We start from the raw sequence: 24,488 nt of genomic DNA, 5'->3' as shown, positions 1-24,488 counted from the left end.
TAAGCCAACAATGGCGGGGAATAATGCTTGGAGAGGTTGTTAACACTAATATTGCGCTTAATTTTCCAGACTAAGAATCCTGTTGATATCGCGAATGTTTCCGAAAAGCAACAAAATATCGCCTTTTTCAATTTTTGTATTTCCGGCCACCACCCCGCTCACTTTCCTTTTTTTGGACATGATACCGAAAATGTTTGGTTTTTCCTCCATTTTGATAATGGTCAGAATATTAATATTAAAATCTTCTCGGATGTTGGTTTCAGAGATAGTCATTCCAGTATATCTTTCAGGGGCTTTTACTTCTATAATGTTGTAATCATCCGAGACGTCCAGAGAATCCAAAACACCTTTCATTTGTAGTCTTTTAGCCAAGCGCTCAGCAGTTTCTTCCTCTGGGTGGATAATTTCGTCTACCCCGATTGCTTTAATGACCGTTTCATGCAACACGCTTATGGCCCTACTAATGAGACGTTTTACATTGAGCTGTTTAAAGATGGCTGTGGCCATAATAGAAGCCCCGAAATCCTCCCCAATGGCAATTATTACTACATCCGTGTCTTTGATGGGAAGGTTTTTGGAAGCCTGCAAGTCGGTGGCGTCCATGGTAATGGCGTGGGTGATTTTATCTTTTACCAAGTCAACTTTTGCGCTGTCTGAATCAATTCCGATTACCTCATGGCCCAAGTCCGTCAGTCTGATGGCCAAATAGCCGCCAAAGTTTCCCATTCCCACAATGATGTATTTCATGTTTTTTTTTTGTTTGATGATGTTGAGTTATGTTTTTTCTGACCGAAGACCGAGGAATTACGTTATATAAACGCTTTCCTCAGGGTATTTGTATCTTTGGGTTTTGGGTTTGGTGACCAATGTCATCATAAATGTCAATGTGCCCACCCGGCCCAAGAGCATGATTACACTGATCACCAACTTACTTGAAATGGAAAGTTCAGCAGTGATACCCAGGCTTAGGCCAACAGTTGAAAAGGCGGAGAACACCTCAAAGGCAACATCAATCAGGGCAAGTTGTGGGTTAAACAGGGTCACCAAAAACACTCCTGTACCAATTACCAAAAAGGATAGAAGGATAACTGCAAAAGCTTTTCTCACAGTGACATTGGTCAACACGCGGTTGTAGACTTCCACTCTTCTTTTGCCCTTGGCTATACTAAAGGCATTCAGCACGGCTACGGCAAACGTACTAGTCTTCAGCCCTCCTCCTGTAGACCCAGGGGAGGCCCCAATCCACATGAGGATCAGGTAAATCAGGACGGTGGGTAATGCCAGGGCACTCATATCTACGGTATTGAAACCGGCTGTTCGTGGTGTGACCGACCCGAAAAAGGCAGTCACTATTTTCCCATATGTGCTAAGCCCAAACAAGGTGGAATCTTTTTCCGATATCAGAAAACTGATAAAACCTACAATCAACAATATGATGGTAGTGTTTACGATGATTTTTGTATTGATATTAACCACTCTTGGAGCGTGCCTATAGGGCTCTTCACCGGTGATCATTTTTTTGGTGCCGATGACTACATGCCTTAAGTAATTATAGTAGCTGAGTACCACCGGAAAACCTATGCCACCCAGAATGATGGTAAATGCAATGACAAGGTGCATGTTATAGGCAGTCCTGAAGCCAGTTTCATAAAGTCCATCGCTTAGGGTGGAGAATCCAGCGTTGCAAAAAGCGGAGATGGCATGGAAGATTGAAAAGAAGATCCGGTCTGCATTTGAGTCAAATAGGGTAGGGTCAGTGAAATGAAATATCAGAACTCCGGCTATGGATTCAACAATTAGGGTAAAAAAGATGATTTTAATTAAGGTAAAATAGATGGCACCGATTTTCTCCTCGTTGATATAGTCTTGAATAAATAGCTGGTTTTGTAGCGAATAACTTCCTTTAAAGAAAAAACCAAAGAAGCTGGCAAAGGTCATCATTCCAAGGCCACCTATTTGGAAAAGAATCATAATAATGATTTGACCAATCAAGGTAAAATCCGATGAAGTGTCCAGCACAATTAAACCTGTGACACAAACGGCACTAGTGGCTGTAAATAACGCATCAACTACTGAAATTCCATTGTATGTGGCATTTGGTAAAGACAGCAGCCCGGTACCGATTAGGATAGCAATGACAAAACTTAAGATGAAAACCTGTGGCGGATTTACTCTTAGTTTGCTTACAGATAGACTCCATTTGCTTACTTCAACCAGAAATATTAGGCTGACGAGTAAATTGATAAAGAAATGCTTCAGTTCGATGTTGACAATCGTCCTTTGAATACCAAGATCCCAGATCTGTAAGCGTAGTCCTGCTCCAATTATCAACAGGGTTATAACTATGGCCTCCATCAAAATCCTGGTTGTGGTCAGTTTGGAATATCTGATCAAAAGGTGAAAAGCAAAACCCAGGGCCAAGGCAATAATTGAAACGGAATAAGCTAATTGTGCTATGGGGAGTAATTCTGGTCGAAGGTCAAAACCGAAATTAAGAATAAGAAAGAGGAAGGTCAAAAAACTTAACAGTCTCAACAGTAATTTATTAATCCGTTCGAGATTTTGCGTCTTAAGCATGGCCTGATCGGATTTTCCAAATAAATACCACATACGCTTTATATTAAATTGTTTCTTTCCGTTTAGCTGCCTGGTTATATGCTGGGTAATCAAAACAAGGCACAAATTTCGGCGGAATAATATATAGATTAAATTAAAGACTTTGAGGATATATAAAGATTTTATAAAGATGCTCCATAAATTTCCTTGTCTGGGACAGGGGACTTTTTGATTTGGCGACTCCTACTTCAACGCAACAGGAAAAGGTACAATGAATTCTTGGATTTTAGCCAAACACTAACGAACCTATGGGACACCTATGGGACATCCCTTAGACACCTATAGATTGTATATGGGATATTGTTGTCGAACTCTTGGTAGAGAGGTGGGAGTCAGAGATTCCTGACTCATGGTGCGCAAGTCGGAGACTTGGCTCAACGGCGACTTGGCCCAACGGTTTTTGGACATTCCGTATTTTCCCAATTATACCTAAGAATCCGTATATTCCGGGTGCATTTGGGAGGAAGATTAAAGTGTTGTTAATTAGGGGGTTGGGCATGCTTGATAGCGGGTTAAACACGCGTTGAACACGGGTTAAACACGCATTAGGGAAGTACTCTACTTCAGGTTGTTAGTTAGCCACAAAGGCTCAAAGGCGCGAAGAAAGGATCCTTAAAAGCGCGGAGGCGCGTGAAAAAATGAAAGGGGCTTATGGAAGATTATGAGACTCGGCGAAAGTGTGTAGGCTATTTCGAGAAGAACAGAAAAAGGAGGGGGCAAAACTTTTATCCTGAATTTTTTCAAGAAAATTTTAAGGAAATACACAACCTTGGACGGGAGGAAAACCGTATTATCCAGTTCAGTCAGAAGTATTTGAAAATGCTATGCTGCCCCGTAGTGGGGATTTATTTTTACCAGCTCGTCAATGGGGATTATTATGAACTGAAAACCGGTGCTGCCTTACAGATATTGGATGCGGTCAAACTCGAAAGGCCCGAATTGCCCAAAGATGAGGGGCGCAATTGGAGAGATTGGATCAGGGGGCTGGCATCCAGTATACTCTGAAACCTGCTTTCCTTCGGGGTTCCCCCGTATCAGTTACGGATCACTTACGGATCACTTACGCATCACTTACGGATCAGTTACGGATATTTCCGAAAATTGACTAGGAAATCGGCCGTAGGAGCTTGGAAAGCTTGATATTGGGTGATTTCCGATGGGGCCTTCCGTAGATTTTCTTGGAATAGTTATATAATCAATGATTAGTTAGCCACAAAGGCTCAAAGGCGCGAAGAAAGGACTTCCTCAAAGGCGCGGAGGAGGGAGAAAAAATTGAAGGGGCTTGTGGAAGATTTTTAGGTGCAGCTAAAGTGTGTAGATCAGAAATTGTACAGGTTTCTCTTGGGGTAAAGCGGCGTTCGCATGGGGATATGGCTAACCTTTTAAGTCTGATAATTATTCGTTTTTCGGTTTTTGTCAATCCAAACATACACTACGAATCCGACAAAACTGATAGCCCCAATCCATATTAAGCCAGTCTGCAAACTTTCAGATTCTTCAAAGTAAGCAATGAGGAGTGTAAGGGGTAGGATTCCCAGCATGGTAGCTGCTATAAATTTCCAGAATCCCATCTTCATTATTCCAGCCACAAGGCTTATCGCGTCATTGGATAGAAATGGGGAAAAGCGAACTATTATCACCGCCCAAAAACCATAGTTTTTTAAGAATCCCTTCATTTTGTTTTTAGACTTATGCCCAAGTAGTTTTTCGACCACGGGATTACCCAATGCAGAACCTAAAACATAGGCTATTGACGAAGCGATGAATATACCAATAAGAATAATTCCCGAGCCAATTAACGGTCCATAAGCCAACACAGCTATAACCATTAGCAGAGGGGTTGGGACAACTAGAACCACCATTTGTGCTGTCATGGCTAAAATCAAAACAAGGGGGCCGGCCCATCCAAATTGGTCTACCCAGTCCGATATCTTTTTCTCATCGCCACTGCTAAGCACTTCGTAAGCTTCCGCGACGAAATTCTCCACAGCCGGAACAGTGAGATAAAGCAGAATTATACCGATTAACAAAATCAAAGACAGGTATATAGGCGATTTGGATTTGCTCCGATTTTCCTTTTCTACCATTTTTAAAAGTTAAATTAAAAACTTATTGATTCAATTTTTATGCTAAAAGCGGAGGAATTATTCATCTTTGCCCTATGCCTGGAAAAATAGAAAGAAAACAGTCTCTTCAGGAGGAGTTTGCGAATAGCATCACCCACGGCCTGGGTATACTTTTTAGCATAGTTGCTATTTCTCTTTTGATCACTTTTTCGGTGCTTAATGGCTCGGCAGTTCATGTTTTCGCTTGCAGTATGTTCGGGGCTTCCATTTTGCTTCTTTATACCTTTTCCACCCTTTACCATTCTGTACAGTCTCCCAGGGTAAAACCATTGCTGAGGACTTTTGACCATATCAGTATTTATTTCTTGATAGCGGGGACATACACTCCCTTTTTATTAATAAGTTTAGGAGGTGTGGCCGGTTGGGTTTACTTTGGAGTGATTTGGGGCCTGACAGTTCTAGGAGTGGTTTACAAGGCTTTTTTCACCCACAGGTTTGAAAAGCTATCGCTGATTCTCTATCTGAGCATGGGTTGGCTGGTTATTTTCTTTATTAAACCTTTGGTCTCTAACCTAAGCCTAACCGAATTGAGCCTTGTTGCAGCGGGAGGGATGGCTTACACTTCGGGAGTTATTTTTTATACGAACAAAACCCTCCGCTTTTCACATTCGATTTGGCATTTATTTGTACTTGCAGGGACTGTGCTGCATTTTATAGCCATTATGTTTTTGATAACTTGAAAAAGTAGAAATATCAAAGAGCCTCAGACTTCGAAGATTTTCAAAGACTGAGGGTTATTGATGATAAATGATGAATGATGAATGGGTTAACGTTTGAATACCATCATTTTTATCCTTGTCATTTCGTGCATGGAGTAGGGGATGCCGCCCAGGCCTTCTCCTGATGCGTCCCTTCCCCCGAAAGGCATCCAATCCACGCGGAAGGCGGTATGGTCATTGACCATGACGGCAGTGGCGTTGAGCTTGTCCACGCATTCTAAGGCCTTGTCTAGGTTTTTGGTGAATACTGCGGCCTGGAAGTGGTATTCCATGTCATTTGAAAGCCGGATAGCTTCCTGAAGATCGGTGTAGGGATAAATGCAGACTACCGGTCCAAAAACCTCCTCCTGGCTTAATTTTGCACCCTGGGGCGGGTCAAACATGACCGTGGGAGCATAGCAAGTATCAGATATCTTTTGGCCACCGACCAGTATTTTTCCACCTTTACCTTCCGAATCTTTTACCCATTCATGGACGCGGTCTACCTCATCAGTGGAAATAAGGGGGCCCACTTCAGTGTCTGGATCCAAAGGATCGCCCACCACCAATTCTGCGGCTAAATCAGCCAATCTATTGGATACCTTATCGGCAATTTCCTCATGGACAAATATCCGCTGAACGGATACACATACCTGGCCGGCATGGTAAAATCCACCCTTTGCCAGCAAGGGAAGTGCCTTATCAAGATCGGCATCCTTCTCTACTATAACAGGTGCCACACCTCCGTGCTCCAGGGCAACCCGGGTACCGGGCGCAACTTTGGATTTGAGGTACCAGCCCACTTTGGCCGATCCAATGAAGGATAGGTAATTTACACGTTTATCCTTTACCATGAATTCCGCCACCTCGTTGTCGCAAATAATACTTTGGACCCACCCGGCTGGTAATCCAGCTTCTTTCAGAATATCCATAAATGCCAAGCAGGAGAGGGGGGTAGTTCCAGCAGGTTTGATGATCACCGGGCAACCAGCAGCAAATGCAGTAATAGTCTGGTGCACTATAAGATTTAGGGGATGGTTGAAGGCTGAAATGGAAAGGACAACTCCAATAGGTTCCCGAATCGTAAAGGCTAACCGGTCTACCGATGCCTCTGTCAACCCCATAGGCACTTGCTCTCCTTTGAGCTGCGAAATTTCCTCGCTGGCGATTTTGACGCCATTTATGGCCCGCAGCACTTCCACCTTGGAGTCTTTATAGGGTTTACCTCCTTCCTGTGCGGCAGTTTCGGTTAGTTCTTTTAGGCGGTCCTGCATGAGGGTAGCCACTTTTTCCAGAATGGTTTTTCTTTTATAGGCAGGGATCCACTTGTCGCGGGACAAAAATAAATCGTGGGCTATTTGAAGGGCTTTGTCAGCTTCCTCATTTCCCACCATGGGAATTTCTTTGATTAAAGTTTGATCGAAAGGGGCGTAAACTTTCAGCTTTTGGCTCATAGTTCTTTAGATTTTTCTTTGAGTTTGACATTTAAGATGGGGTGATTCAGGGAGTAATCTACCGGAAGGTCTATAATTTTCACCCCTTCAGTCGTTAGACATTCCTCAAGAACATCTTTAAATTCCTGATCACTGCTTGGGCGAAACCCTTTTGCTCCATAGCTCTCGGCATATTTGATGAAGTCAGGATTTTTGTAATCCAGCCCAAAATCGGTAAACCCCATATCCTCCTGTTTCCATTTGATCATTCCGTATGCCTCGTCATTGAGTATGATGGTGGTAAGGTTTAACCCAAGCCTGACTGCCGTCTCTATTTCCTGCGAATTCATCATAAATCCGCCATCCCCACATACCGCCACTACTTTCCGATCGGGGTACACCATTTTGACAGCCATAGCTGATGGTAGTCCGGCGCCCATGGATGCCAGGGCATTGTCCAAAAGAAGAGTATTAGGCTTGTGACAGGTATAATTACGGGCAAACCAGATTTTGTATATACCATTGTCCAAGGTAATCACATCTTCTGGTGCCAATTTGTTTCTTAGAATATGGATCAGTCGTTGGGGAAGCATAGGGAAGCGTTCATCATTCACATATTTACTCAAGTGCTCATCTACTTCCTTTTTGACTTTCTTAAAAAAAGAAAAATCCCAGCCTTTCTGTTTTTTTATCTCTTTAGTCAATTTACGGACGGCATTGGTAATATCTCCGACCACATTGAGTTGGGGGAAATAAACCGGGTCCACTTCGGCTGGGTCAAAATTGACATGAATCACTTTCTTACCCCCTTTTTTCATAAAGAATGGCGGCTTTTCGATTACATCATGGCCTACATTGATAATGAGGTCGGCATCCTCGATCCCAGCATGAAGAAAATCGTTACTGGATAAGGCTGCCGTTCCCAAGTATTGTTCATGTCTTTCGTCGATCACTCCTTTTCCCATTTGCGTGGTGAAAAAGTATATGCCCGTATAATCCACAAATTCCCTCAGCGCCTCGCAGGTGACCTTTCTGTTTGCCCCGGCTCCGATGAGCAATAAAGGTTTTTTGGCTGCTTGGATCATTTCTACGGCTTTTGCAATGGCTTGATCATCCGGTTTTGGTATGATGTGGCCTACCACTTCGAAAATATTCTCCTCACACTCTTCCTGGGCTATATCCTCGGGAAATTCCAAGTGGACGGCACCGGGCTTTTCCTCAATTGCCAAGCGGAATGCCTCCCTGATGTTGGATGTGATGACATTGGAGTCAACGATCTGCTTGGTGTATTTGGTGACAGGCTTCATCATTTCGACCACATCAATGATCTGAAAACGGGCCTGCTTGCTTTTTTTGATGGGTTTTTGACCTGTGATCATTACTATGGGCATACCGCCAAGCTGGGCGTATGCGGCAGGTGTCACCAGGTTGGTGGCTCCAGGGCCGAGAGTGGACATGCATACTCCGGGCTTCCCTGTCAGCCGCCCGTAAGTGGCGGCCATAAACCCGGCCCCTTGTTCGTGGCGGGTTAGTATAAGTTTGATGCTGGAGTCTTTGAGGGATTCGAGAAAATCGAGATTTTCTTCCCCGGGGACGCTAAAAATATATTCTACACCTTCGTTTTCTAGGGCTTTTACAAAGAGATCGGATGCTTTCATGGGAGGAGGGTTAGTTAAAAGTTTTTTAATAGAAGACCGAAGACGGAATTCGAAAACGGGAGACGGAAGACCGAATTACGATTCAGGTATATAAGAGATTTATAGGGGGAAATGATTTGAAAAAGTGGGGAAATTTTGATCAAACCTGGATTTAATTCATTAAACCTTTCAGGTTTTATTAGCTAATCAACCCCACAGCCAGTTCTGCCCAAACTAGTAAAAAGGCTAGAAAGATAAGGCCACAGATGGTTAGACGCTGGGTGGTGTTTTGAATTTTTCTGAGGGTCCCCTCAATACCAAACCCTGTGATTGCCAACAAGGCCGCCGCAGCCACAAAGTCTGAAATAGTCCATACAACCTCCTCAGTAAATTGCATGGCAAAAAGTGGGATGGCTAAAATTATAATCGCAACCGCGAAAATAATCTTGATTCTAAGGTTATGCCTTTTCATAAAACAGAAAGTAAAACAACTATAAAAGTTACCACTTTTTAATCGATTTATTCAAGAATTTCAAACAATTATTTTTTACCGATCATAAAAATGATTTTGGTTTAATGACATATAATAAGTTATCTTCGACAAAAATTTATTAATATTTACTTATGAGTTCTATTCAGACTTTTCAAATTGTAGAATATAAAGATGCCTCAGAAGAAGTAAAAGCCATCTATGATGACACCATGGCCACTCTTGGGATCCCATTTGTATTGAATTGGTTTAAATGCCAGGGGAGCAATGCCACATTGCTTAGAGGGAATTGGGGTAAATTGAAGTCCACTTTATGTGAAGGAACAGTTCCCAACATCATCAAGCAATTGATAATTTACAGTGTGTCAGCTGAAAGAAAATGTGCTTACTGTGCTGAAGCTCATAAGATTTTTGCCAACATGATAGGCAAATCGCTTTACCCTAATGAAGATGTTTTGATTTCTGACAACCTCAGAAGTGATATAATTCCCCATAGCTACAAGGTGGCCGTATCGATTGTAAGCAATGCCGCCATCCACAACGGGCAAATCAACCAAGAGCATTTCGATATATTGGTAAATGCTGGCTACAACAGTAATGAAATCCAGGAGCTCTTTGCACAAGCTGATTTGGTAAACATGCTGAATACAATTGCCAATATTTCCGGAATCAAGGTGGATAATGAATTGGTAGAACTTAGCCAGTCATTTGCATGAAAATAGATGAGTTCATCTATTACAAAGTCCAGTTTGAGGCCATCAACCGCCTTTCAGTGCAGTTGGCAGCAATAAATGAGAAAATAAAAATTGTAGAGGTTTTAGGTCAACAGCTCAAGTATCTGTTCAATTTTTACAGTTTTGAATATTTGTTTATTCATGGCAATGAGTACAACTTATACTCAATTTCAAATCAAGAAAACAACTATACCACTGGGCCAATATCTGAAGATTTATTGGCCATGATGGGGGACGGAGTATATGAAGTCCCCAGCCTAAATTCAGTTTTAGATGAAAGTGGAAACATTGTTGAGGAAAGAAAATGGTTATTCAACACCGGGTCCAATAAAAGCCTGATCACCCTTAAATCAGTAGAAACCAACCCATTTTCCATCAAATCCATCCCTCTAGTCAAGCTTGTCCATGAGCTGATCTCTGCCAAACTTTTAAATCTGGGTCTGTTAGCAGAGCTGGGAAAAAAGAATGGAGAAATCACCAAATTAAACAGGGAGCAGGAAGAGGTGATTCGGCAGAGGACCAGTTCCTTGAAACAGTCCAATCAAAAACTGAAAGAGCTGATTCAGTTTAACAGCCATGAGATTCGGGAGCCTCTTTCTCGGATACTAAGTTTGACAGTTGTGAAAGGCGATGTGGATTCAGGAACCTTTGATGAAGTATTTTGGCCGGAGCTGATGACGGCCGTCCGTGATTTGGACTACTCCTTAAAAGCCGTGCTGGAGAAGGTAGACGAGCAAGTATAAAGTAGCGTATGAAGAAAGTTTTCTTAGTGGATGATCAGCGGGTCATGAACCTCGTGCATCATAAATTTATCAATATGGTGGATCCTGAACTCAAAGTTGATTCATTTCTCAATGGTAGTGAGGCTTTGGAAGCCTTGGAAAAGGATTTGCCAGAACTGATATTTTTGGATTTGAACATGCCTGTGATGAATGGCTGGCAGTTTTTGGATGAGGTAAAAATGAGACAATTGGATTTGAATGTTGTGATTTTGACTTCTTCTAACAGTTTGCAGGATCAAGAAAAAAGTCTGGAATATCAGCAGGTAAAAAAGTTTGTTCAAAAACCCTTAGATAGGAGTGGATTTGAGGAAATATTGGAGGCTTTGTAAAGTTTAAAGGTTTAAGACTTACTTTTTCATGGTTTTTGTGGTTAAATGGATTTGTAAAAAGTAAAAGCCATTTTTATTATGAAGACTATTATACAGTTGACACCCAGAATTTATAAACTTATTATGCTAATATTCTCCATAGGGAGTTTTAGCGCTGGGTTTTGGCTACTTTCCAGAGAGCGTGTTTCCGACCTCAAGGCCTTGGCGGGCACAGGTATGATTATTACAGGTATACTCGTTGCTCTCATCCTATTGTTACTATCCCGCCCCAATAATTTTTTGACGCCCAAGATCCGCTTTGGCCGACAGGGGATACTGATTAAAAGAAACATGTTTTTTGCCAAAAACTATATCCCATGGGATGAGGTGAAGGCTATTCACTTAAATGAGTTTGAGCTGCAAATTAAGGCCTCTGAGGAAGAGAAAAACTTTCAAATCCAAATACCTAGGGATTTGTACGTGTGGGATGATCTCTATCGTGTTTTGAGTCTGACGGCCAATGGGAAAAAGGTGCCGTTGAAAGTGGAGAAAACTGGTTGAAACGAAGTACGAAGTGTGAAACCACAGAGACTCAGAGGACCAGAGAAAAAAATACTACCCCGAAGGACGCTGGGGGGCGCATATTTACAAAATCCAATACCACATCGTAAGAGTTACCGCTGAAATGAGGATGCCGAGGCTGACCATCAGGGAGGCGAGGCGCGGGTTGAGGTGATAGGAGATGGCTACGATGGAGGCGGTGATCATGGAGGGCATGGCGGCTTCCATGACCATTACCTGGTAGATCAAGCCATCGAAATCCAAAAGAGGCCCAATAATACCCATTACAGCCAGTGGGGCCACTAATAAGGAGAATGCAAGTCCCGCCCATAGCTTTTTCTCCTTTAACTCATCAACATTCAAATTGACCTGCATTCCCACGGCCAAAAGCGCTACAGGACTCAGCGTCCAGCCTAGAAGCTGAAGAAACTCCTGTGCATGGCCAGTAAAGGTTATTTCCGCCAAACTCATGGAAAGTCCAATGAAGAAGAAGATGAATGGGGGGAACATGAGGATCTTGCGTCCGATGTCTCTTTTTCTCAGTTGCCTGTCCCCATATATCCCTGCCACCACCACAGCCAAGCTGCTCACAATTAGGAAAGAGCCAGGTTGGTCAATCAAGAATGCTATTTTCAAACCCTCACTGCCATATAGGGCCTCGATAATGGGGAACCCCAAAAATGACGTGTTGGATAAGCCTGCGGTAATGATCAGACAACCGGTGGTTGAATTTTGCCAATGAAAACTTTTTCCCAGTATAGAAAACAAAGCCCAACTGATAAGAAACACCCACCAGGCTGAAAAAGCAGGTAGAATTAATTCTGCTTTCCATTCTATTCCCGGAAGGTAAAGCAGAGCCACAGCTGGCAGCACGATATAGATTATATACCCATTTAAATATTTAGGCGTCTTCTCCGGAAGAAAAGCTGCCCATTTAAGCAGCATCCCTGTAGCCAAATATAGAAAGACAAGAAAAATCTGGGACATTTATAAGGTTAATTTATGCTGTACGGCATCCCATAATTTTAACCTCATTTGCAAGGCTTTTTCAACTGCATCAGCGGCCTCAATCCAATTGGACTCCTCATCTCCGCAAAGTGCCGCAGTCATTTCTAAGGAAAGATTACCATGGTGGTCGCCATCCACTTCTATATGTCTTTCTAGATAATATTTTAAAATTGAAACTTGATCGGGAAACCTTGCATGTATATCCCTGACGATTGAAATAAACATATCCGGAATAAGATCTTCCCTACCAAAAGTAAATACCGCAGCCTGTGTGTGGAGTGGGTGGTTATGGATGATATCGAATGTAAAATCAATGAATTCCTGAATGGCAGGACTAACCTGACCCACAGCATAGGCGGTGAGGAAATCTTGATTTTCCTGTAGCGAGGTGGAGAACTTTTCTATTGATTCCGTTTTTGCACCACATTGATTCATGGCTTCTAGGTAAAGCACATAGTGGCTTTTTCTATTTCCCTCTTGATCTATATCCGATTCCTCACCGAGGACGATTTCATTGATCAAATGAGTGGTGTTGGCATCAGCTTTTGGAAACCAAGGAATGGAAGTACAGGTTAAGTTGATTTGAAGTGACTTGAGCAGGGACATGAAGTCCCAAACTGCAAACACGTGGTGCTCCATAAAGACCTTTAAGTCCTCAAGATCAGTTATTTTGGCGTAAACAGGGTGATTGATGATTTGTTCCCTTAAGGGAGCTATTCTATTATTTATCAGATCAAAATGAGAATTCATAGCAATTAAATTTGTCTGCAAAGTTAATTTTTTAATTGTAAGTGAATGCTTAAATTCAGAGAGCAAAAGGAAATTTGATGAAAAAGAGCAAGGAAGAATTTACCCCACTGGCCCATCCGGATGAAAGGGCCTTTTTGGCTGGACCGCAAACCCGCTTCAAGGATTTTAAATTTGCCATGAAGGTGATGCGGGAGTTTATTAAGGGATTTAGAACTCTCCACTTCGTAGGCCCCTGTATTACGGTTTTTGGATCTGCGAGGTTTGAGGAAAAAGACGAATATTACCAGCTAGGAGTGAAAGTCGGTAAAAGACTTAGCAAATTAGGCTTCACAGTGATGACAGGCGGTGGCCCGGGCATCATGGAGGCAGCTAACAGGGGTGCCAAAGAATTTGGAGGCAGATCGGTAGGCTGCAACATTGTGCTTCCCCACGAACAACATCCAAATCCTTATCTAGATCGATACATGAATTTTAATTTCTTCTTTGTAAGGAAGGTTCTCTTATCAAAGTACAGCTACGGCTTTGTGGTGTTACCCGGCGGTTTTGGTACTCTTGATGAATTTTTTGAAGCCTTGACTTTGATTCAGACGCGAGTCATGAGGTCCTTCCCCGTAGTGCTGATGTGCAGTGATTTTCACAGGGAAATTTATGAGCATATCAAGTATATGGCTGATTATGGGACTATAGACAAAGAAGACTTAAAGCTGTTTTTGCTGACTGATAGTGTGGATGATATGGAGGATCATATTCATCATTATGCGGTAAAGGGATATAACCTCAAGCCTAGGTCGGCAACGAAGCCATTTGCTTGGTTAGGGGAAAGGTGAAAGGAAGTACGAAATACAAGGTTAGAATTACAAAGCAGATGTAAATGGGCCACAAAGGCCACCAAGTTTTCACGAAGTTTCACAAAGGCCACTTCGCAGAGAAAAATATAAAAGTTTGAGAAAAAAGCGTCAAGTAAATTTGGGACGTGACAAAAGTAACCACAGAGCCTCAGAGAGCTCAGAGAAAATCTGTCAAGTACAATTAGGATGTGACAAAATGGGCCACAAAGGCCACCAAGATTTCACGAAGTTTCATAAAGGCCACTTCGCGGAGAAAAATTTAAAAGTTTGAGAAAAAAGCGTCAAGTAAATTTAGGACGTGACAAAAGTAACCACAGAGCCTCAGAGAGCTCAGAGAAAACCTGTCAAGTAAAATTAGGACGTGACAAAATGGGCCCCTAAGGACACCAAGTTTCCACGAAGTTTCACAACTTTTTCCGAGTAGCGAAGCGGATCGGGAAATGCCACTTTGTGGAGAAAATTTAAAAGCGTGAGAAAAAAGTGCCAAGTAAAATCAGGATATGACAAAAGGTCGTTTCAGCCACGTTTTCTAAAATGTCGAATGATGAATGATGAATGATGAAGTTTTTTATTCGCACAAAGGAGACCCCATCCGAAGAGCGAAGCTTTGAGGGAGGGCGACGAAAATAAAGGCAACGGATTACCACAGCTGGGCAAAATGACTGAAAGTCTACCACTGATGATAGGAGTACTTGGTACTTAGTACCTAGTACTTTGTACCAAAACATACATACGAGGTTATAAATGCGAGTATGATTTAAAAGTCAAGTTAAAAGTAAAAAGGAGACCATAAATAGATTCATTTTTTCCATATGGAATTTATAGATTATTACAAGGTATTGGAGCTGGAAAGAGGGGCTAGTGAGGGTGAAATCAAGAAAGCCTATAGGAGGCTAGCACGAAAATATCATCCCGACCTCAACCCCAATGACAAGACGGCAGAGGAAAAATTTAAGCAGGTAAATGAGGCCAATGAAGTTCTGAGTGACCCTGTAAAAAGAAAGAAATATGACCAGTATGGGAAGGACTGGCGTCATGCCGAAGAATTTGAACGGGCTGGAGGAGGAAGGCGCCAAGCTCAATCCTCACAGGATGGCAGAAGAGCCTATTCCGGACATTTCACCGAGGAGGACTTTTCTGATTTTTTCAGTTCCATGTTTGGAGGGGAGCAAAGATTCTACCAGCAAGGCCAAAAGAGCGGTGGTGTAAAGTATAAAGGACCAGATTATAAAGCGGAGCTGCACCTTAGACTCTCAGATGTGTATACTACACAAAAGCATACTTTGACAGTAAATGAAAAACAAATTAGGATTACCGTTCCTGCTGGTATAGCTGATGGGCAGACCATCAAGATCAGGGGTTACGGAGGGGAAGGAATGAACGGTGGACCAAAAGGCGATCTGTATATAACCTTTCATATTATTAATGACACCACCTTTCAGAGAGAAGGGGATGACCTGCATAGCAAAGTGCAGTTGGATCTGTATACCGCTGTGTTAGGCGGTGAGGTGGTCGTACCTACCTTTGATGGAAAGGTGAAAATCAAAATTAAGGCTGGTACTCAGTCGGGCAGCACCATCCGCCTAAAAGGCAAGGGCTTCCCTGTTTATAAGCAGGATGGTCAATTCGGGGACCTATATGTTAATATTAATATAAAGCTACCGGAAAACTTGACTGCAAAGGAAAAGGAATTGTTTACCCAACTTCGAGATTTACAAAGCCATGGAAAATAGGAATTTAATTACGGTTTCTAGCTTTTGTACCTACCACGGATTGGAGATATCTTTTATCAGCAAAGTTCAGGAGGAAGGGCTGTTGGAAATCTCCTATATCGAGGAAGATACGTACCTTCCGGAGGACAGTCTACACAAGCTGGAACAGATAGTTCGACTTTACAAGGAATTGAACATCAACCCTGAGGGTATTGGTGCCATTTTTCATTTGCTTGAAAAAATTGAACATCTTCATGAAGAAAATGAAAAATTGAAAACCAGATTAAGGAAATATGAGATTTGAAAGGGGAAAATCTTATTCCCCAATGTCTTCATTCCAAAGCTCCGGTTTATCCTGAATAAATTTGGCCATCATGTCGATGGTTTCTTGATCTTGGATGACTTCCACTTCCACGCCGTTGTTTCTGAGATGGTCTTCCGCGCCAAGGAAGTTTTTGTTTTCGCCCACGATCACTTTAGGGATGCCGTAAAGTAAGATCGCCCCCGTGCACATGGGGCAGGGGGATAGGGTGGTGTAAATTACGGAGTTTTGGTAGACGCTGGCTGGTTGCCTACCGGCATTTTCCAAGGCATCCATTTCACCATGGAGCACACAGCTGCCGCTTTGCACCCGCTTGTTGTGACCACGGCCAATAATTTTCCCGCCGTGCACAAGGACGCTCCCTATTGGGATGCCACCTTCATGAAGTCCTTTTTTAGCCTCATCCAAGGCCGCTTTATAAAATTGATCCATAGTCAAAGATAGGGAAAAATTAAGTAAGAAGTTAGAAGTAGAAAGTAGGGGTAAAATGTAAATGGGCCACAAAGGCCACCCAGTGGTCACGAAGTTTCACAAAGGCCACTTTGCGCGGCTGTGATTCTTGAGACGCTTTCCATGGTTGCGACAGCGGGCAGGGGACAAGTTATCCGGTGGGCATTTTATCTCTGAGCCTCTGGTTCACTGCGGTTTGTTTCAAATGTCATTAGAGGTAAGGGATTAAAGGAAGGGAATGCCCTGCGGTGTACTTAGTACATAGTACATCGTACTTAGTACAGCATCTCACTTCCTCATCAATTTCTTCCTAGGCTTGGAGGAAATGTCCTTGATGTAGCCAATAACTACCATGGTGGCAAAGATGGGGTGGATTGCCATAAAAGACTTTTGGGTGGACGGGATATCATAGAATGCCAATAAAAAAAGCTGCATACATAAGGTAACTCCAATTCCAAAAAATCCTATGATAATTAAAGGGTTAATCTTACTCATTAAATAACAATATTAAGTGCTTTTATAAAGGTATGATGTAAATATAGCAAATTATTACAAGATTTTAATCTAAACGTTATAAATTATTTTTATTTTAATTAAATAATCATTATTTACGTTCAAATTATTATTTGTGTTTAAATGGTCTATAACAGCTGTTGAACGTTTCGATTTTGTATATAAACCGTCTAAAAATGCAAGACCAGCACTGAGGGTGCCGGTCTTGTAATCATTTCATTGACAGTGATTTACATTTCTTTTGTCTTGGTGTTGATTTCACGTACAATTTTGTCAAGTTCCTCTGCTGAATCCATGATATGCGTAAGCAATTCTTTATGGTCTTTGTCAGTGGCTTTTTCCAAATCAATCAAATTTACCAAGCCCATCAGCCGAGCTATGGGGGCTCTTACTACATGGGATTGGATCCAGGCAATTTCCCTCATCTGCTGGTTTTGCTTTTCTATGGTTTTGATGTATTTTAATCTTTCCGTGATATCAGAAGATAGTACCAATATTGCATCTTGATCTTTAAATTTTATAAAATTGGTTTTGACTTCCACATGAATTATATCACCATTTTTTTTACGGTGCTTGGCCATTCCATGAAATGGCTTTTGGGTAAGCCTTGAGCTTTGGATAAGATTTTCCAGCTTGACTACTTCTTCCGCTGGTCGAATTTCTTTGATAGTCATGGACAAAAATTCCTCCCTCGAAAAACCATAGTGGCTAAGGGTCGCCTGGTTAACGTCGAGGAATTTGAGACTTTCCAGATCAAAGACCCACATCGGCTGGGGGCTCAGGTGAAAAAGGTGGCTGTAGCGGCTTTTTGACTCTTCCAAATCATGAAGTATCCTTTTCCGCTCTATGTTGTAAACCAGGCTCTTATAAAGAACAGAAGGGGACAAGTCATCCTTAATCAAATAATCCGAAACCCCCAAAGAAAGTGATCTTACACTGAATTCAAAATCAGAATATCCTGAAAGAATTATGACAGGGCAGCCGGGTTCCAAGGCGTTGAGGTCAAAAATAAGTTGCTCACCGCTACCATCAGGAAGGGATAAATCCAACAGCACCACATCATAGGGGCAATCATCTGTTTGGCATAGGAAATATTCAGCCTCTTTAAAGCTTTTGGCCTGAATGGTTTCAGGATTGGCTATGTATTCCTGCAGGTAATCCTCAATCAATGCAAAATCGCCTGGGTTATCTTCTATTACCAGGACCTTGTATTTTTTGTGGTCTTTATACACAGTTTAACTGTTGGTTGGTAGTTGTACGATATTAATCCAAAAATCTTCTATTTTTCCCACAGCCTCTATGAAATCACTTACTTCAACTGGCTTGGTAATATAGCAATTAGCATAATTCTTATAGGCGCTGTCGATATCCACTTGTGAGGAAGAAGTCGTGAGCATAATGACAGGAATACTTTTTAAGTGTTCAGTTTGTTTGATATATTTTAAAACCTCGTGGCCGTTTTTTTTGGGAAGATTTACATCCAATAGAATCAAATCGGGACGGGAGGCTCTGACAAAGTCATTTCTTTTTTCCAGATAATCTATGGCTGACTCCCCATCCCGGATCACTTGGATGGTATTAAAAATCTTTCCTTCTTCAAAAGCCTCCAGAGTCAAAAGGATATCTCCTTCATTATCTTCTATTAATAGAATTTTTATGGGATTCATATGCTACAAGTTAAAAAATAATGTGATAATGAGCAATTATAACTGGATTCACCACGGGTTTATTTTAGAGTTATGATTTAGGGGCTTTTTTGGGAATCGTAAAGTAAAAAGTACTCCCGATACCTTCTTTTGAATCCACCCATATTTTCCCTTTCAGGTTTTCAATTATTTTTCTGGTGACGGCAAGCCCCATTCCGGTGCCGCTATACTCCTCGCGCTGGTGCAGTCTTTGGAAAATGACAAATACCTTTTCCCTGTATTCAGGATTGAAACCTATTCCATTGTCTTCAATAGAAAATTCAAAATGATCTGCCAACTCTTTCCATTGGATCTTTATTACGGGCCTATTGCCAGGTGCCTGGTATTTCAGGCCATTGTTGATCAGGTTATGGAAAACCTGCCTGATGGGTGCCTTTGGTATAGTAAGGGTGGGCAATGAATCCGCAAGGATCTTTGCGCTTGTTTCAGCAATCTGCTGTCTGTGAAGCGATCGGATTTCTTCCAGAATGCCATTCATATCTACCTTTTCGAACTTGTCTTCCATCCGGCCCACACGACTGTATTCCAATAGATCCAAGATAATCTGCCGCATCCTTTTGGCGCCATCCACTGCGAAATAAATGTATTTCCTTCCCTTATCGTCTAATTGCTCCTTGTATTTTTTCTCCAGCAAATTAAGGAAACTAGTAACCATTCTCAAGGGTTCCTGTAGATCATGGGAGGCCACATAGGCAAACTGCTCCAATTCGGCGTTTGATCGTGCAAGTTCCTTGGCGTGGGTTTCCAATTTGCGGTTAAGTTCCTTTAATCGGTTTTCATTCTTGATCCGTTCGCTAATATCGGCATGGATTCCATAAATGGCGACAAGCTTTCCATTATCATCATAAATCGGCCCTGCACTAAGGGAGTAATGGAGGATTTCGCCCGCTTGGTTTAACAGATCAACCTCTTCTTTGACAAACTCCCCGTCGAAAAGCTTTTCAAATATCGCTGCCCCCTTCTGTTTGTTTTCATACAGGTTTATTTCCCCAAAACCCTCAAGCTCCTTTGAGTTTAGCTGAAGGTTTTTCTCAAAGGTAGGATTGAGGTAAATGCTTTTTGGCTGGATATTAATAATACTGATGGCTTCCTGGCTGTTCTCGATTACTTTCTTAAACTTCAACAATTCCAGCTCAGCTAGCTTTTCTTTGGTAATATCCTTAAAATAGACAGTAAGCCCTTCCTCCGCTGGAAATACACTTACGCCAAACCAGGCTTGAAGGGGAGGGAAGTGCTCCTCAAATCTAATTGGCTTTTTGGTCCTTTTGACCTCTTCATAGGATTTGTAGAATGCCAACTCCAAGGCCTCAGGAAAATGATCCCAAAGCAAGGTGCCTATCACTTTTTCTTTATTCCTTCGAAGTAATTTTTCTGCTTCAGAATTCCAGAAGGTCACAATATAATCATCATTAAGGGCAAAAAAACCATCCTGAATACTTTCCAGGGTATCGGTCACTTGCTTTTTGGAGGCTTCCAGCTCGAGCTCATACTTCTTCCTCTCAGTCACATCTCTTGCGATGGCAAAAACATGCTCCTCACCCACCAGAGGCGTGGCAGTCCAACTAAGCCAAATGACCGTCTTATCTTTTTTGATATAGCGGTTTTCGAAATTGTAGATGGTTTCTCCGATGTCCAGGTTACCCAAAGCCGATTTGGTTTTTTCCACATCCTCGGGGTGGATGATGTCCAAAAAGTTAACATCTTGAATCTCTTCAAAATCGTAACCTAGCAACTTTGTAAAAGAAGCGTTGACCCTTTTGAAATAACCCTGAAGATTGGCAATACACAAAAGATCTGGAGAGAGGTCAAAGAATAGGTTCAAATCCAGTTCAGCCTTTTTGCGCTTAAAATCCAAGGCTAAAAGCTGAAGGCTGCTTTCCGATATCTTGGGATGGTTGTTAAGAGGGTCATTGCTTTCATGTCGGAATAAGCAGATAACCCCAATAATTTCCTTTTCAAATTTTATGGGATAACCAATGACACAGCTGAATTTGTTTTGTTGAATGAACTCGTGTCGAACAAATGAATTCTGTTTTTCCAGGTTACCTAACAAAACTACTTCTGCCGAACCATACACCATCCCCGGAAAGCCCTCATCGCGCTTGAAGGACATTTTGTACTTGGTAGGGGAGGTATTCAAGTCCCCTTTATAGGTGACCATGTTAAGTCTGGTATTATCCAGGTTGGCAATCCATATTTCGCCATAATCGAGTTCAGTAAACTCTAGCAGCTTGCCCAAAGAGTCATGGAATATTTGCTCCACAGATGCATTTTGGGCAAAGACTTGACTTAGGGAGAGCTTTAGTTTATCCTCTTTTTCTTTGATTTTATGGGCAGTGATATTCTGAATCGCTCCAACCAGTCGGATGGCCTTACCCTTCTCATCCCTGACAGCAATGGCTCTGTCCCTTACGTACAAAATCTCATCCTTGACATTGTAAAAACGGTATTCTGTAATCCAATTTTGGTCTTTGAAATGGTGGATAAAATTGTAAATGGATTCATTTAGCCAATGAAAATCTTTGGGGTGAACCTTACTTTGCCAGAAATCATGGCCTAGTTGAATTTGTTCTTCGGAAAACCCGAACATCTCACTAAAGCCGGCTGACCTGAAGATCGAGTTTTGTTCAATATCCCAATCCCACACAGCATCAGAGGTAGCTTTAGTTACTAGTTCATACCGCTGGTTACTTGTCCTTAGCTCCATTTCCGCTTTTTTACGGTCGGTAATATCAATACCTACACACTGGATTTCCGTTATATTACCGCCATAATCCGATAGGGCCATGAATTCCCATATGGTGGTCATAGGATTTCCATCTGGTGTTCTCTTGTCAATTTCTACTCTAAATGCTTCATTGGAGAATGTAAGGCATTTTTCAATTGTCTCTTCCATTTTTTCCAAATGATAAGGCATAATAGAGTCCACGGCTTTTTTGCCTAGGATTTTTCCATCGGAATAAATCCAGGCAAAGGTTTCCTCATACTTTTCATTACAAAAGGTGTATTGGCCCTCCAGGTCCGTTCTGATCACAAAGCTGGTGTGTGATTCAATAATAGCCCGATAGCGGGATTCGCTTTCAATGAGGAGTTCTTTGGCCAAGCGATCTTTGGTGATGTCCTGCACAGTGCCCGAAAGCACCCAATCGCCATCGAGATTCGGCCGATAATAGCCAAATTCCTTAATCCATTTTACTGATCCATCCGGAAGGACTATGCTATGTTCAAATTCGTAACTGTCTTTGTTTGCAATGCAATTCTGAATGACTTTGCGGAAGGTCGTTCTTTCCTCCTCCGGAATCGGCGCCCAGTGGTGTTGTTCAGTAATGACAGTCCCAAGAGGAACCCCAAACATTTCATACACCTCATCTGACCAATCGATTTGTTGCTTTTCTAGATTATTCTGCCAATATCCTATTTTGGCCAGTTTTTGGGCGGCTACGAGTTTGTTTTCCCTATCATAAAGCCTGGACAAGGCTTCTTCTCGCTCCGTAACGTCCAAGGCAATGATCATTTTGGCGGGAAGGTCTTGATAGGTAAGAGCATAACCATAGATCTCCATCTTTGCCAGTTCACCGTTACATTTTTGGTGGGTAAAGATGCCGAATTTGTGTGTAGATTTTTCTCCCAGATTTTTCTGGTGGGCGATCATCATTTTGTCAATTTCTTCCGCAGGTCGGATATCCGCAAGGGTCATTCTCAAAAATTCCTCCTGGTCATACCCATAAAATTCTACCGTGGCATGGTTGACATCTAGGAAGCGTAAAGTTTCCAGATCATAGATCCATTGGGGTAGGGGGCTGGAGTTGAACAGCGTCCAATATTTTTCGGCTGTCTGTTGAAGTTCAATTTCAGCCTTGATTCTTTCAGTAATATCCCTGGAATTGGCCACAATTCCTTTGATGGTAGAATCTTCCAAAAGGTTGGTTATTTGGGTTTCCATCCAGCGCCATTGGCCGTGCTTGTTTTGAAACCTAAATGGAGGAAGGCTAATCCGTCTCTCCCTTTCCAGTCTGCCAAAATGCTCATATACATTATCCACATCTTCCGGATGGATGTAATCAAATGCGCTTTTGCCCAAAAGCTCCTCTGGGCTAATCTCAAGTATGGAGTAGGAGGTGGGGCTCACATAGGCGTAATTTCCTTCTTCATCCAAAATGGCGATCAAGTCGCTACCGTCTTGGACAAGTTTTCTGAACCTTTCTTCATTCTTTCTCAAGATGATTTCCGCCTCTATCTTTTCCCTTCCGTCTCTAGCAACGCAAAACATGAGCTGGTCTTCAGGGTCATAATGAGCTGACCAGATAATGGGGACAACCTTGCCGTCTTTTCGAAGGTATCGGTTTTGGAAGGCGGTGACATCCTGGCCTTGCATGATGGCCTGGGCTGCAGCAAGGGTAATGTCCCGATCATCAGGATGGACCAAGTCAATGTACAACCTCCCGGTAAGCTCTTCAGGTGAAAAGCCCCAAATTTTATGACTGGCCTGGCTCACTTCCTGGAAGTTGCCTTCCCGATCTATGGTGCAGATTACGTCCAGTGACCTGCTATAGACCTTTTCAAGCCGGTCCCTGGATTCTTTTAATTCAGTCTTGGCTTGTTCTGAGGCCGTAATATCTTTTGCAATGCCATAAACGCCCGTTATTTCCTCACCTTGATAAATGGGGAGGTTGGTGATATTAAGGCGCAGTTTTGTGTTTTTGAAAGAGGTGAAATCTATATTGTAATTGAGCTGTTCACCATTTTTGGCCCTTTGGAAATAGTCGGATACACGCTGTTTTTCCCCATCAGGAAGAAATACCAAAAAGTTTGAGTCTAAAAGTTTTGATAAACTTCCCTCCGCTATTGCCACAGCATTTTGATTGGCTTCAATAAATTTGCCGTTCAGATCAAAGGCAAAAACGGCGTCTGGGTGGTGTTGAAAAAGTGATTCGTATCGGTTTTCGCTTACCAATAAAGCTTTTTCGTTTTCTTTTTTATCTGTGATGTCCAGCACATGGGAAATGAAATGATAGGGTTTGCCATTACCTTTTCTGACCAAGGTCACACTGAGCCAAGCCCATATCACATGACCATCTTTATGAAGGTATCTTTTTTCGAGTTTATAGTGTTTGATTTTATCCTCAAGTAGCATTTGGACATGCTCAAGGTCATTTTTCAGATCATCTGGGTGGGTGAGGTCCTGAAAAGTCATTTCAAACAGTTCCTTTCTGCTGTAGCCCGTGATCTCGCATATTTTGGGGTTAACTTCTATCCACCTGCCGTCTAGATCAAGCATAGCAATACCTGCAGAACTGAAGTTGAATACCGATTCAAATTTAAGCTTAGTCTCTTCTAGTTGTGATTTCTCCGAATTGTTTTTAATTTGAAGCAATACATAATCCGTTACCTCCTTGACTTGATGGATAATACATTCTACCTCCCCCTGCTCATTTAAAATGGGTGTATTAATGGGTTCCCAATAGTGTTCCTCGATTTTGCCGGTTCGATGGTTAAAGACATCGTACTTTACGATCGGCATTTCATGGGCCTTTTTTTCCCGGATTATTTTGTTCAAACTGTTTTCCAGGTTTTTGGGTCCATTGTCGTCACCCAGACTCGGAAAGGCCTCAAAAATCCCCTTGCCAATCAAATCCTCTTTGTCCCTATTTGTGTCCCTGAGATAGGACTTATTCACATCTAGAATGGTGAAAATCGGTTTGTTTGCCTCCACAATCAGGTAGGAAGTGGGAGCACCATCAAAGATGCCTTGTAAAAGACTTTGATCCATATTGAAGATCGGGTGTAAGGTTAG

Annotated in this window: 22 protein-coding genes; 9 read left to right on the top strand and 13 right to left on the bottom strand. The window is 42.2% G+C overall.

All coding sequences use genetic code 11. The features are described 5' to 3' along the window. Positions 1-57 precede the first annotated feature (57 nt). Positions 58-747: a potassium channel family protein gene (locus KIH41_RS03410; RefSeq protein ID WP_214161508.1), complete on the bottom strand. Its 690-nt coding sequence runs from the start codon at positions 745-747 to the stop codon at positions 58-60. Positions 748-804: 57 nt separating this feature from the next. Beyond that, a complete protein-coding gene (locus tag KIH41_RS03405) occupies positions 805-2,610 on the bottom strand; it encodes a TrkH family potassium uptake protein (protein ID WP_246538931.1) in 1,806 nt (601 codons plus the stop codon). Between the two features lie 657 nt (positions 2,611-3,267). On the opposite strand from KIH41_RS03405, the gene KIH41_RS03400 reads away from it, so the two are divergent. After that, positions 3,268-3,621, top strand: a complete 354-nt coding sequence (locus KIH41_RS03400; RefSeq protein ID WP_214161507.1) for a hypothetical protein — start codon at positions 3,268-3,270, stop codon at positions 3,619-3,621. 377 nt (positions 3,622-3,998) lie between these two features. On the opposite strand, the gene KIH41_RS03395 is transcribed toward KIH41_RS03400, so the two are convergent. After that, entirely contained in the window at positions 3,999-4,703 is a 705-nt protein-coding gene (locus tag KIH41_RS03395; RefSeq protein ID WP_213945379.1) for a TVP38/TMEM64 family protein, read from the bottom strand. A 74-nt stretch (positions 4,704-4,777) separates the two neighbouring features. Between KIH41_RS03395 and trhA the strand changes: the two genes are divergently transcribed. Continuing rightward, positions 4,778-5,422, top strand: a complete 645-nt coding sequence (trhA, locus tag KIH41_RS03390) for a PAQR family membrane homeostasis protein TrhA (RefSeq protein ID WP_246535369.1) — start codon at positions 4,778-4,780, stop codon at positions 5,420-5,422. Between the two features lie 86 nt (positions 5,423-5,508). Here trhA and KIH41_RS03385 read toward each other — a convergent pair whose 3' ends face one another. The 3 genes from KIH41_RS03385 to KIH41_RS03375 all read right to left on the bottom strand — a co-directional run bounded on the left by KIH41_RS03385 (position 5,509) and on the right by KIH41_RS03375 (position 8,982). Then, positions 5,509-6,894: an aldehyde dehydrogenase family protein gene (locus KIH41_RS03385; RefSeq protein ID WP_214161506.1), complete on the bottom strand. Its 1,386-nt coding sequence runs from the start codon at positions 6,892-6,894 to the stop codon at positions 5,509-5,511. Beyond that, the gene (locus KIH41_RS03380) at positions 6,891-8,531 is read right to left on the bottom strand and encodes an acetolactate synthase large subunit (protein ID WP_214161505.1); all 1,641 of its coding nucleotides are present in this window, start codon (positions 8,529-8,531) and stop codon (positions 6,891-6,893) included. Before KIH41_RS03380 ends, KIH41_RS03385 begins: the two co-directional genes overlap by 4 nt. 178 nt (positions 8,532-8,709) lie before the next feature. Beyond that, the gene (locus KIH41_RS03375; RefSeq protein ID WP_213945382.1) at positions 8,710-8,982 is read right to left on the bottom strand and encodes a hypothetical protein; all 273 of its coding nucleotides are present in this window, start codon (positions 8,980-8,982) and stop codon (positions 8,710-8,712) included. Between the two features lie 152 nt (positions 8,983-9,134). Between KIH41_RS03375 and KIH41_RS03370 the strand changes: the two genes are divergently transcribed. From KIH41_RS03370 to KIH41_RS03355, 4 genes are all read left to right on the top strand, one after another. After that, positions 9,135-9,716 (top strand): carboxymuconolactone decarboxylase family protein, encoded by a 582-nt coding sequence (locus tag KIH41_RS03370; protein ID WP_213945383.1) that lies wholly within the window; start codon positions 9,135-9,137, stop codon positions 9,714-9,716. Beyond that, positions 9,713-10,477, top strand: a complete 765-nt coding sequence (locus tag KIH41_RS03365; protein ID WP_214161504.1) for a hypothetical protein — start codon at positions 9,713-9,715, stop codon at positions 10,475-10,477. Before KIH41_RS03370 ends, KIH41_RS03365 begins: the two co-directional genes overlap by 4 nt. 8 nt (positions 10,478-10,485) lie before the next feature. After that, positions 10,486-10,845: a response regulator gene (locus tag KIH41_RS03360; RefSeq protein WP_213945385.1), complete on the top strand. Its 360-nt coding sequence runs from the start codon at positions 10,486-10,488 to the stop codon at positions 10,843-10,845. A gap of 78 nt (positions 10,846-10,923) precedes the next feature. Further along, complete coding sequence (locus KIH41_RS03355) at positions 10,924-11,385, top strand: hypothetical protein (protein ID WP_214161503.1); 462 nt, start codon at positions 10,924-10,926, stop codon at positions 11,383-11,385. 84 nt (positions 11,386-11,469) lie between these two features. Here the strand turns inward: KIH41_RS03355 and KIH41_RS03350 are convergent, their stop codons facing one another. Both KIH41_RS03350 and KIH41_RS03345 read right to left on the bottom strand, forming a co-directional pair. Beyond that, the gene (locus KIH41_RS03350; protein WP_214161502.1) at positions 11,470-12,372 is read right to left on the bottom strand and encodes an AEC family transporter; all 903 of its coding nucleotides are present in this window, start codon (positions 12,370-12,372) and stop codon (positions 11,470-11,472) included. Then, the gene (locus tag KIH41_RS03345) at positions 12,373-13,143 is read right to left on the bottom strand and encodes a DUF3050 domain-containing protein (protein ID WP_214161501.1); all 771 of its coding nucleotides are present in this window, start codon (positions 13,141-13,143) and stop codon (positions 12,373-12,375) included. 77 nt (positions 13,144-13,220) lie between these two features. Between KIH41_RS03345 and KIH41_RS03340 the strand changes: the two genes are divergently transcribed. The 3 genes from KIH41_RS03340 (at position 13,221) to KIH41_RS03330 (ending at position 16,007) form a co-directional block, all read left to right on the top strand. Then, the gene (locus tag KIH41_RS03340) at positions 13,221-13,970 is read left to right on the top strand and encodes an LOG family protein (RefSeq protein WP_246538929.1); all 750 of its coding nucleotides are present in this window, start codon (positions 13,221-13,223) and stop codon (positions 13,968-13,970) included. Between the two features lie 833 nt (positions 13,971-14,803). After that, a complete protein-coding gene (locus tag KIH41_RS03335; RefSeq protein WP_214161499.1) occupies positions 14,804-15,724 on the top strand; it encodes a DnaJ C-terminal domain-containing protein in 921 nt (306 codons plus the stop codon). Then, on the top strand, positions 15,714-16,007 hold the full coding sequence (locus tag KIH41_RS03330) for a chaperone modulator CbpM (RefSeq protein WP_214161498.1): 294 nt from the start codon (positions 15,714-15,716) through the stop codon (positions 16,005-16,007). The genes KIH41_RS03335 and KIH41_RS03330 overlap by 11 nt, the downstream gene beginning before the upstream one ends. A gap of 12 nt (positions 16,008-16,019) precedes the next feature. Here KIH41_RS03330 and KIH41_RS03325 read toward each other — a convergent pair whose 3' ends face one another. The 5 genes from KIH41_RS03325 to KIH41_RS03305 all read right to left on the bottom strand — a co-directional run bounded on the left by KIH41_RS03325 (position 16,020) and on the right by KIH41_RS03305 (position 24,464). After that, positions 16,020-16,457 (bottom strand): nucleoside deaminase, encoded by a 438-nt coding sequence (locus KIH41_RS03325; protein ID WP_214161497.1) that lies wholly within the window; start codon positions 16,455-16,457, stop codon positions 16,020-16,022. 306 nt (positions 16,458-16,763) lie between these two features. After that, complete coding sequence (locus KIH41_RS03320; RefSeq protein ID WP_214161496.1) at positions 16,764-16,970, bottom strand: hypothetical protein; 207 nt, start codon at positions 16,968-16,970, stop codon at positions 16,764-16,766. Positions 16,971-17,218: 248 nt separating this feature from the next. Further along, positions 17,219-18,220 (bottom strand): PAS domain S-box protein, encoded by a 1,002-nt coding sequence (locus tag KIH41_RS03315; protein WP_317194915.1) that lies wholly within the window; start codon positions 18,218-18,220, stop codon positions 17,219-17,221. A gap of 3 nt (positions 18,221-18,223) precedes the next feature. Continuing rightward, the gene (locus KIH41_RS03310; RefSeq protein WP_213945394.1) at positions 18,224-18,655 is read right to left on the bottom strand and encodes a response regulator; all 432 of its coding nucleotides are present in this window, start codon (positions 18,653-18,655) and stop codon (positions 18,224-18,226) included. A 70-nt stretch (positions 18,656-18,725) separates the two neighbouring features. Beyond that, positions 18,726-24,464: a PAS domain S-box protein gene (locus KIH41_RS03305; RefSeq protein ID WP_214161495.1), complete on the bottom strand. Its 5,739-nt coding sequence runs from the start codon at positions 24,462-24,464 to the stop codon at positions 18,726-18,728. Positions 24,465-24,488 lie beyond the last annotated feature (24 nt).

It is taken from the genome of Litoribacter ruber (genome assembly GCF_018500185.1).
Taxonomy (GTDB): Bacteria; Bacteroidota; Bacteroidia; order Cytophagales; family Cyclobacteriaceae; genus Litoribacter; species Litoribacter ruber.
The sequence above is the reverse complement of the archived record's forward strand: the minus strand, read 5'-3'. Positions and strand labels throughout refer to the sequence as shown.

Excerpts from the sequence above, each read along its gene's own strand:
- KIH41_RS03405 (WP_246538931.1), bottom strand. The coding sequence starts at position 2,610 with ATGTGGTATTTATTTGGAAAATCCGATCAGGCCATGCTTAAGACGCAA.
- KIH41_RS03365 (WP_214161504.1), top strand. The coding sequence starts at position 9,713 with ATGAAAATAGATGAGTTCATCTATTACAAAGTCCAGTTTGAGGCCATC.
- KIH41_RS03345 (WP_214161501.1), bottom strand. The coding sequence starts at position 13,143 with ATGAATTCTCATTTTGATCTGATAAATAATAGAATAGCTCCCTTAAGG.
- KIH41_RS03305 (WP_214161495.1), bottom strand. The coding sequence starts at position 24,464 with ATGGATCAAAGTCTTTTACAAGGCATCTTTGATGGTGCTCCCACTTCC.
- trhA (WP_246535369.1), top strand. The coding sequence starts at position 4,778 with ATGCCTGGAAAAATAGAAAGAAAACAGTCTCTTCAGGAGGAGTTTGCG.
- KIH41_RS03395 (WP_213945379.1), bottom strand. The coding sequence starts at position 4,703 with ATGGTAGAAAAGGAAAATCGGAGCAAATCCAAATCGCCTATATACCTG.
- KIH41_RS03340 (WP_246538929.1), top strand. The coding sequence starts at position 13,221 with ATGAAAAAGAGCAAGGAAGAATTTACCCCACTGGCCCATCCGGATGAA.
- KIH41_RS03320 (WP_214161496.1), bottom strand. The coding sequence starts at position 16,970 with ATGAGTAAGATTAACCCTTTAATTATCATAGGATTTTTTGGAATTGGA.
- KIH41_RS03400 (WP_214161507.1), top strand. The coding sequence starts at position 3,268 with ATGGAAGATTATGAGACTCGGCGAAAGTGTGTAGGCTATTTCGAGAAG.
- KIH41_RS03335 (WP_214161499.1), top strand. The coding sequence starts at position 14,804 with ATGGAATTTATAGATTATTACAAGGTATTGGAGCTGGAAAGAGGGGCT.
- KIH41_RS03385 (WP_214161506.1), bottom strand. The coding sequence starts at position 6,894 with ATGAGCCAAAAGCTGAAAGTTTACGCCCCTTTCGATCAAACTTTAATC.
- KIH41_RS03330 (WP_214161498.1), top strand. The coding sequence starts at position 15,714 with ATGGAAAATAGGAATTTAATTACGGTTTCTAGCTTTTGTACCTACCAC.
- KIH41_RS03325 (WP_214161497.1), bottom strand. The coding sequence starts at position 16,457 with ATGGATCAATTTTATAAAGCGGCCTTGGATGAGGCTAAAAAAGGACTT.
- KIH41_RS03380 (WP_214161505.1), bottom strand. The coding sequence starts at position 8,531 with ATGAAAGCATCCGATCTCTTTGTAAAAGCCCTAGAAAACGAAGGTGTA.
- KIH41_RS03355 (WP_214161503.1), top strand. The coding sequence starts at position 10,924 with ATGAAGACTATTATACAGTTGACACCCAGAATTTATAAACTTATTATG.
- KIH41_RS03310 (WP_213945394.1), bottom strand. The coding sequence starts at position 18,655 with ATGAATCCCATAAAAATTCTATTAATAGAAGATAATGAAGGAGATATC.
- KIH41_RS03360 (WP_213945385.1), top strand. The coding sequence starts at position 10,486 with ATGAAGAAAGTTTTCTTAGTGGATGATCAGCGGGTCATGAACCTCGTG.
- KIH41_RS03410 (WP_214161508.1), bottom strand. The coding sequence starts at position 747 with ATGAAATACATCATTGTGGGAATGGGAAACTTTGGCGGCTATTTGGCC.
- KIH41_RS03370 (WP_213945383.1), top strand. The coding sequence starts at position 9,135 with ATGAGTTCTATTCAGACTTTTCAAATTGTAGAATATAAAGATGCCTCA.
- KIH41_RS03375 (WP_213945382.1), bottom strand. The coding sequence starts at position 8,982 with ATGAAAAGGCATAACCTTAGAATCAAGATTATTTTCGCGGTTGCGATT.
- KIH41_RS03350 (WP_214161502.1), bottom strand. The coding sequence starts at position 12,372 with ATGTCCCAGATTTTTCTTGTCTTTCTATATTTGGCTACAGGGATGCTG.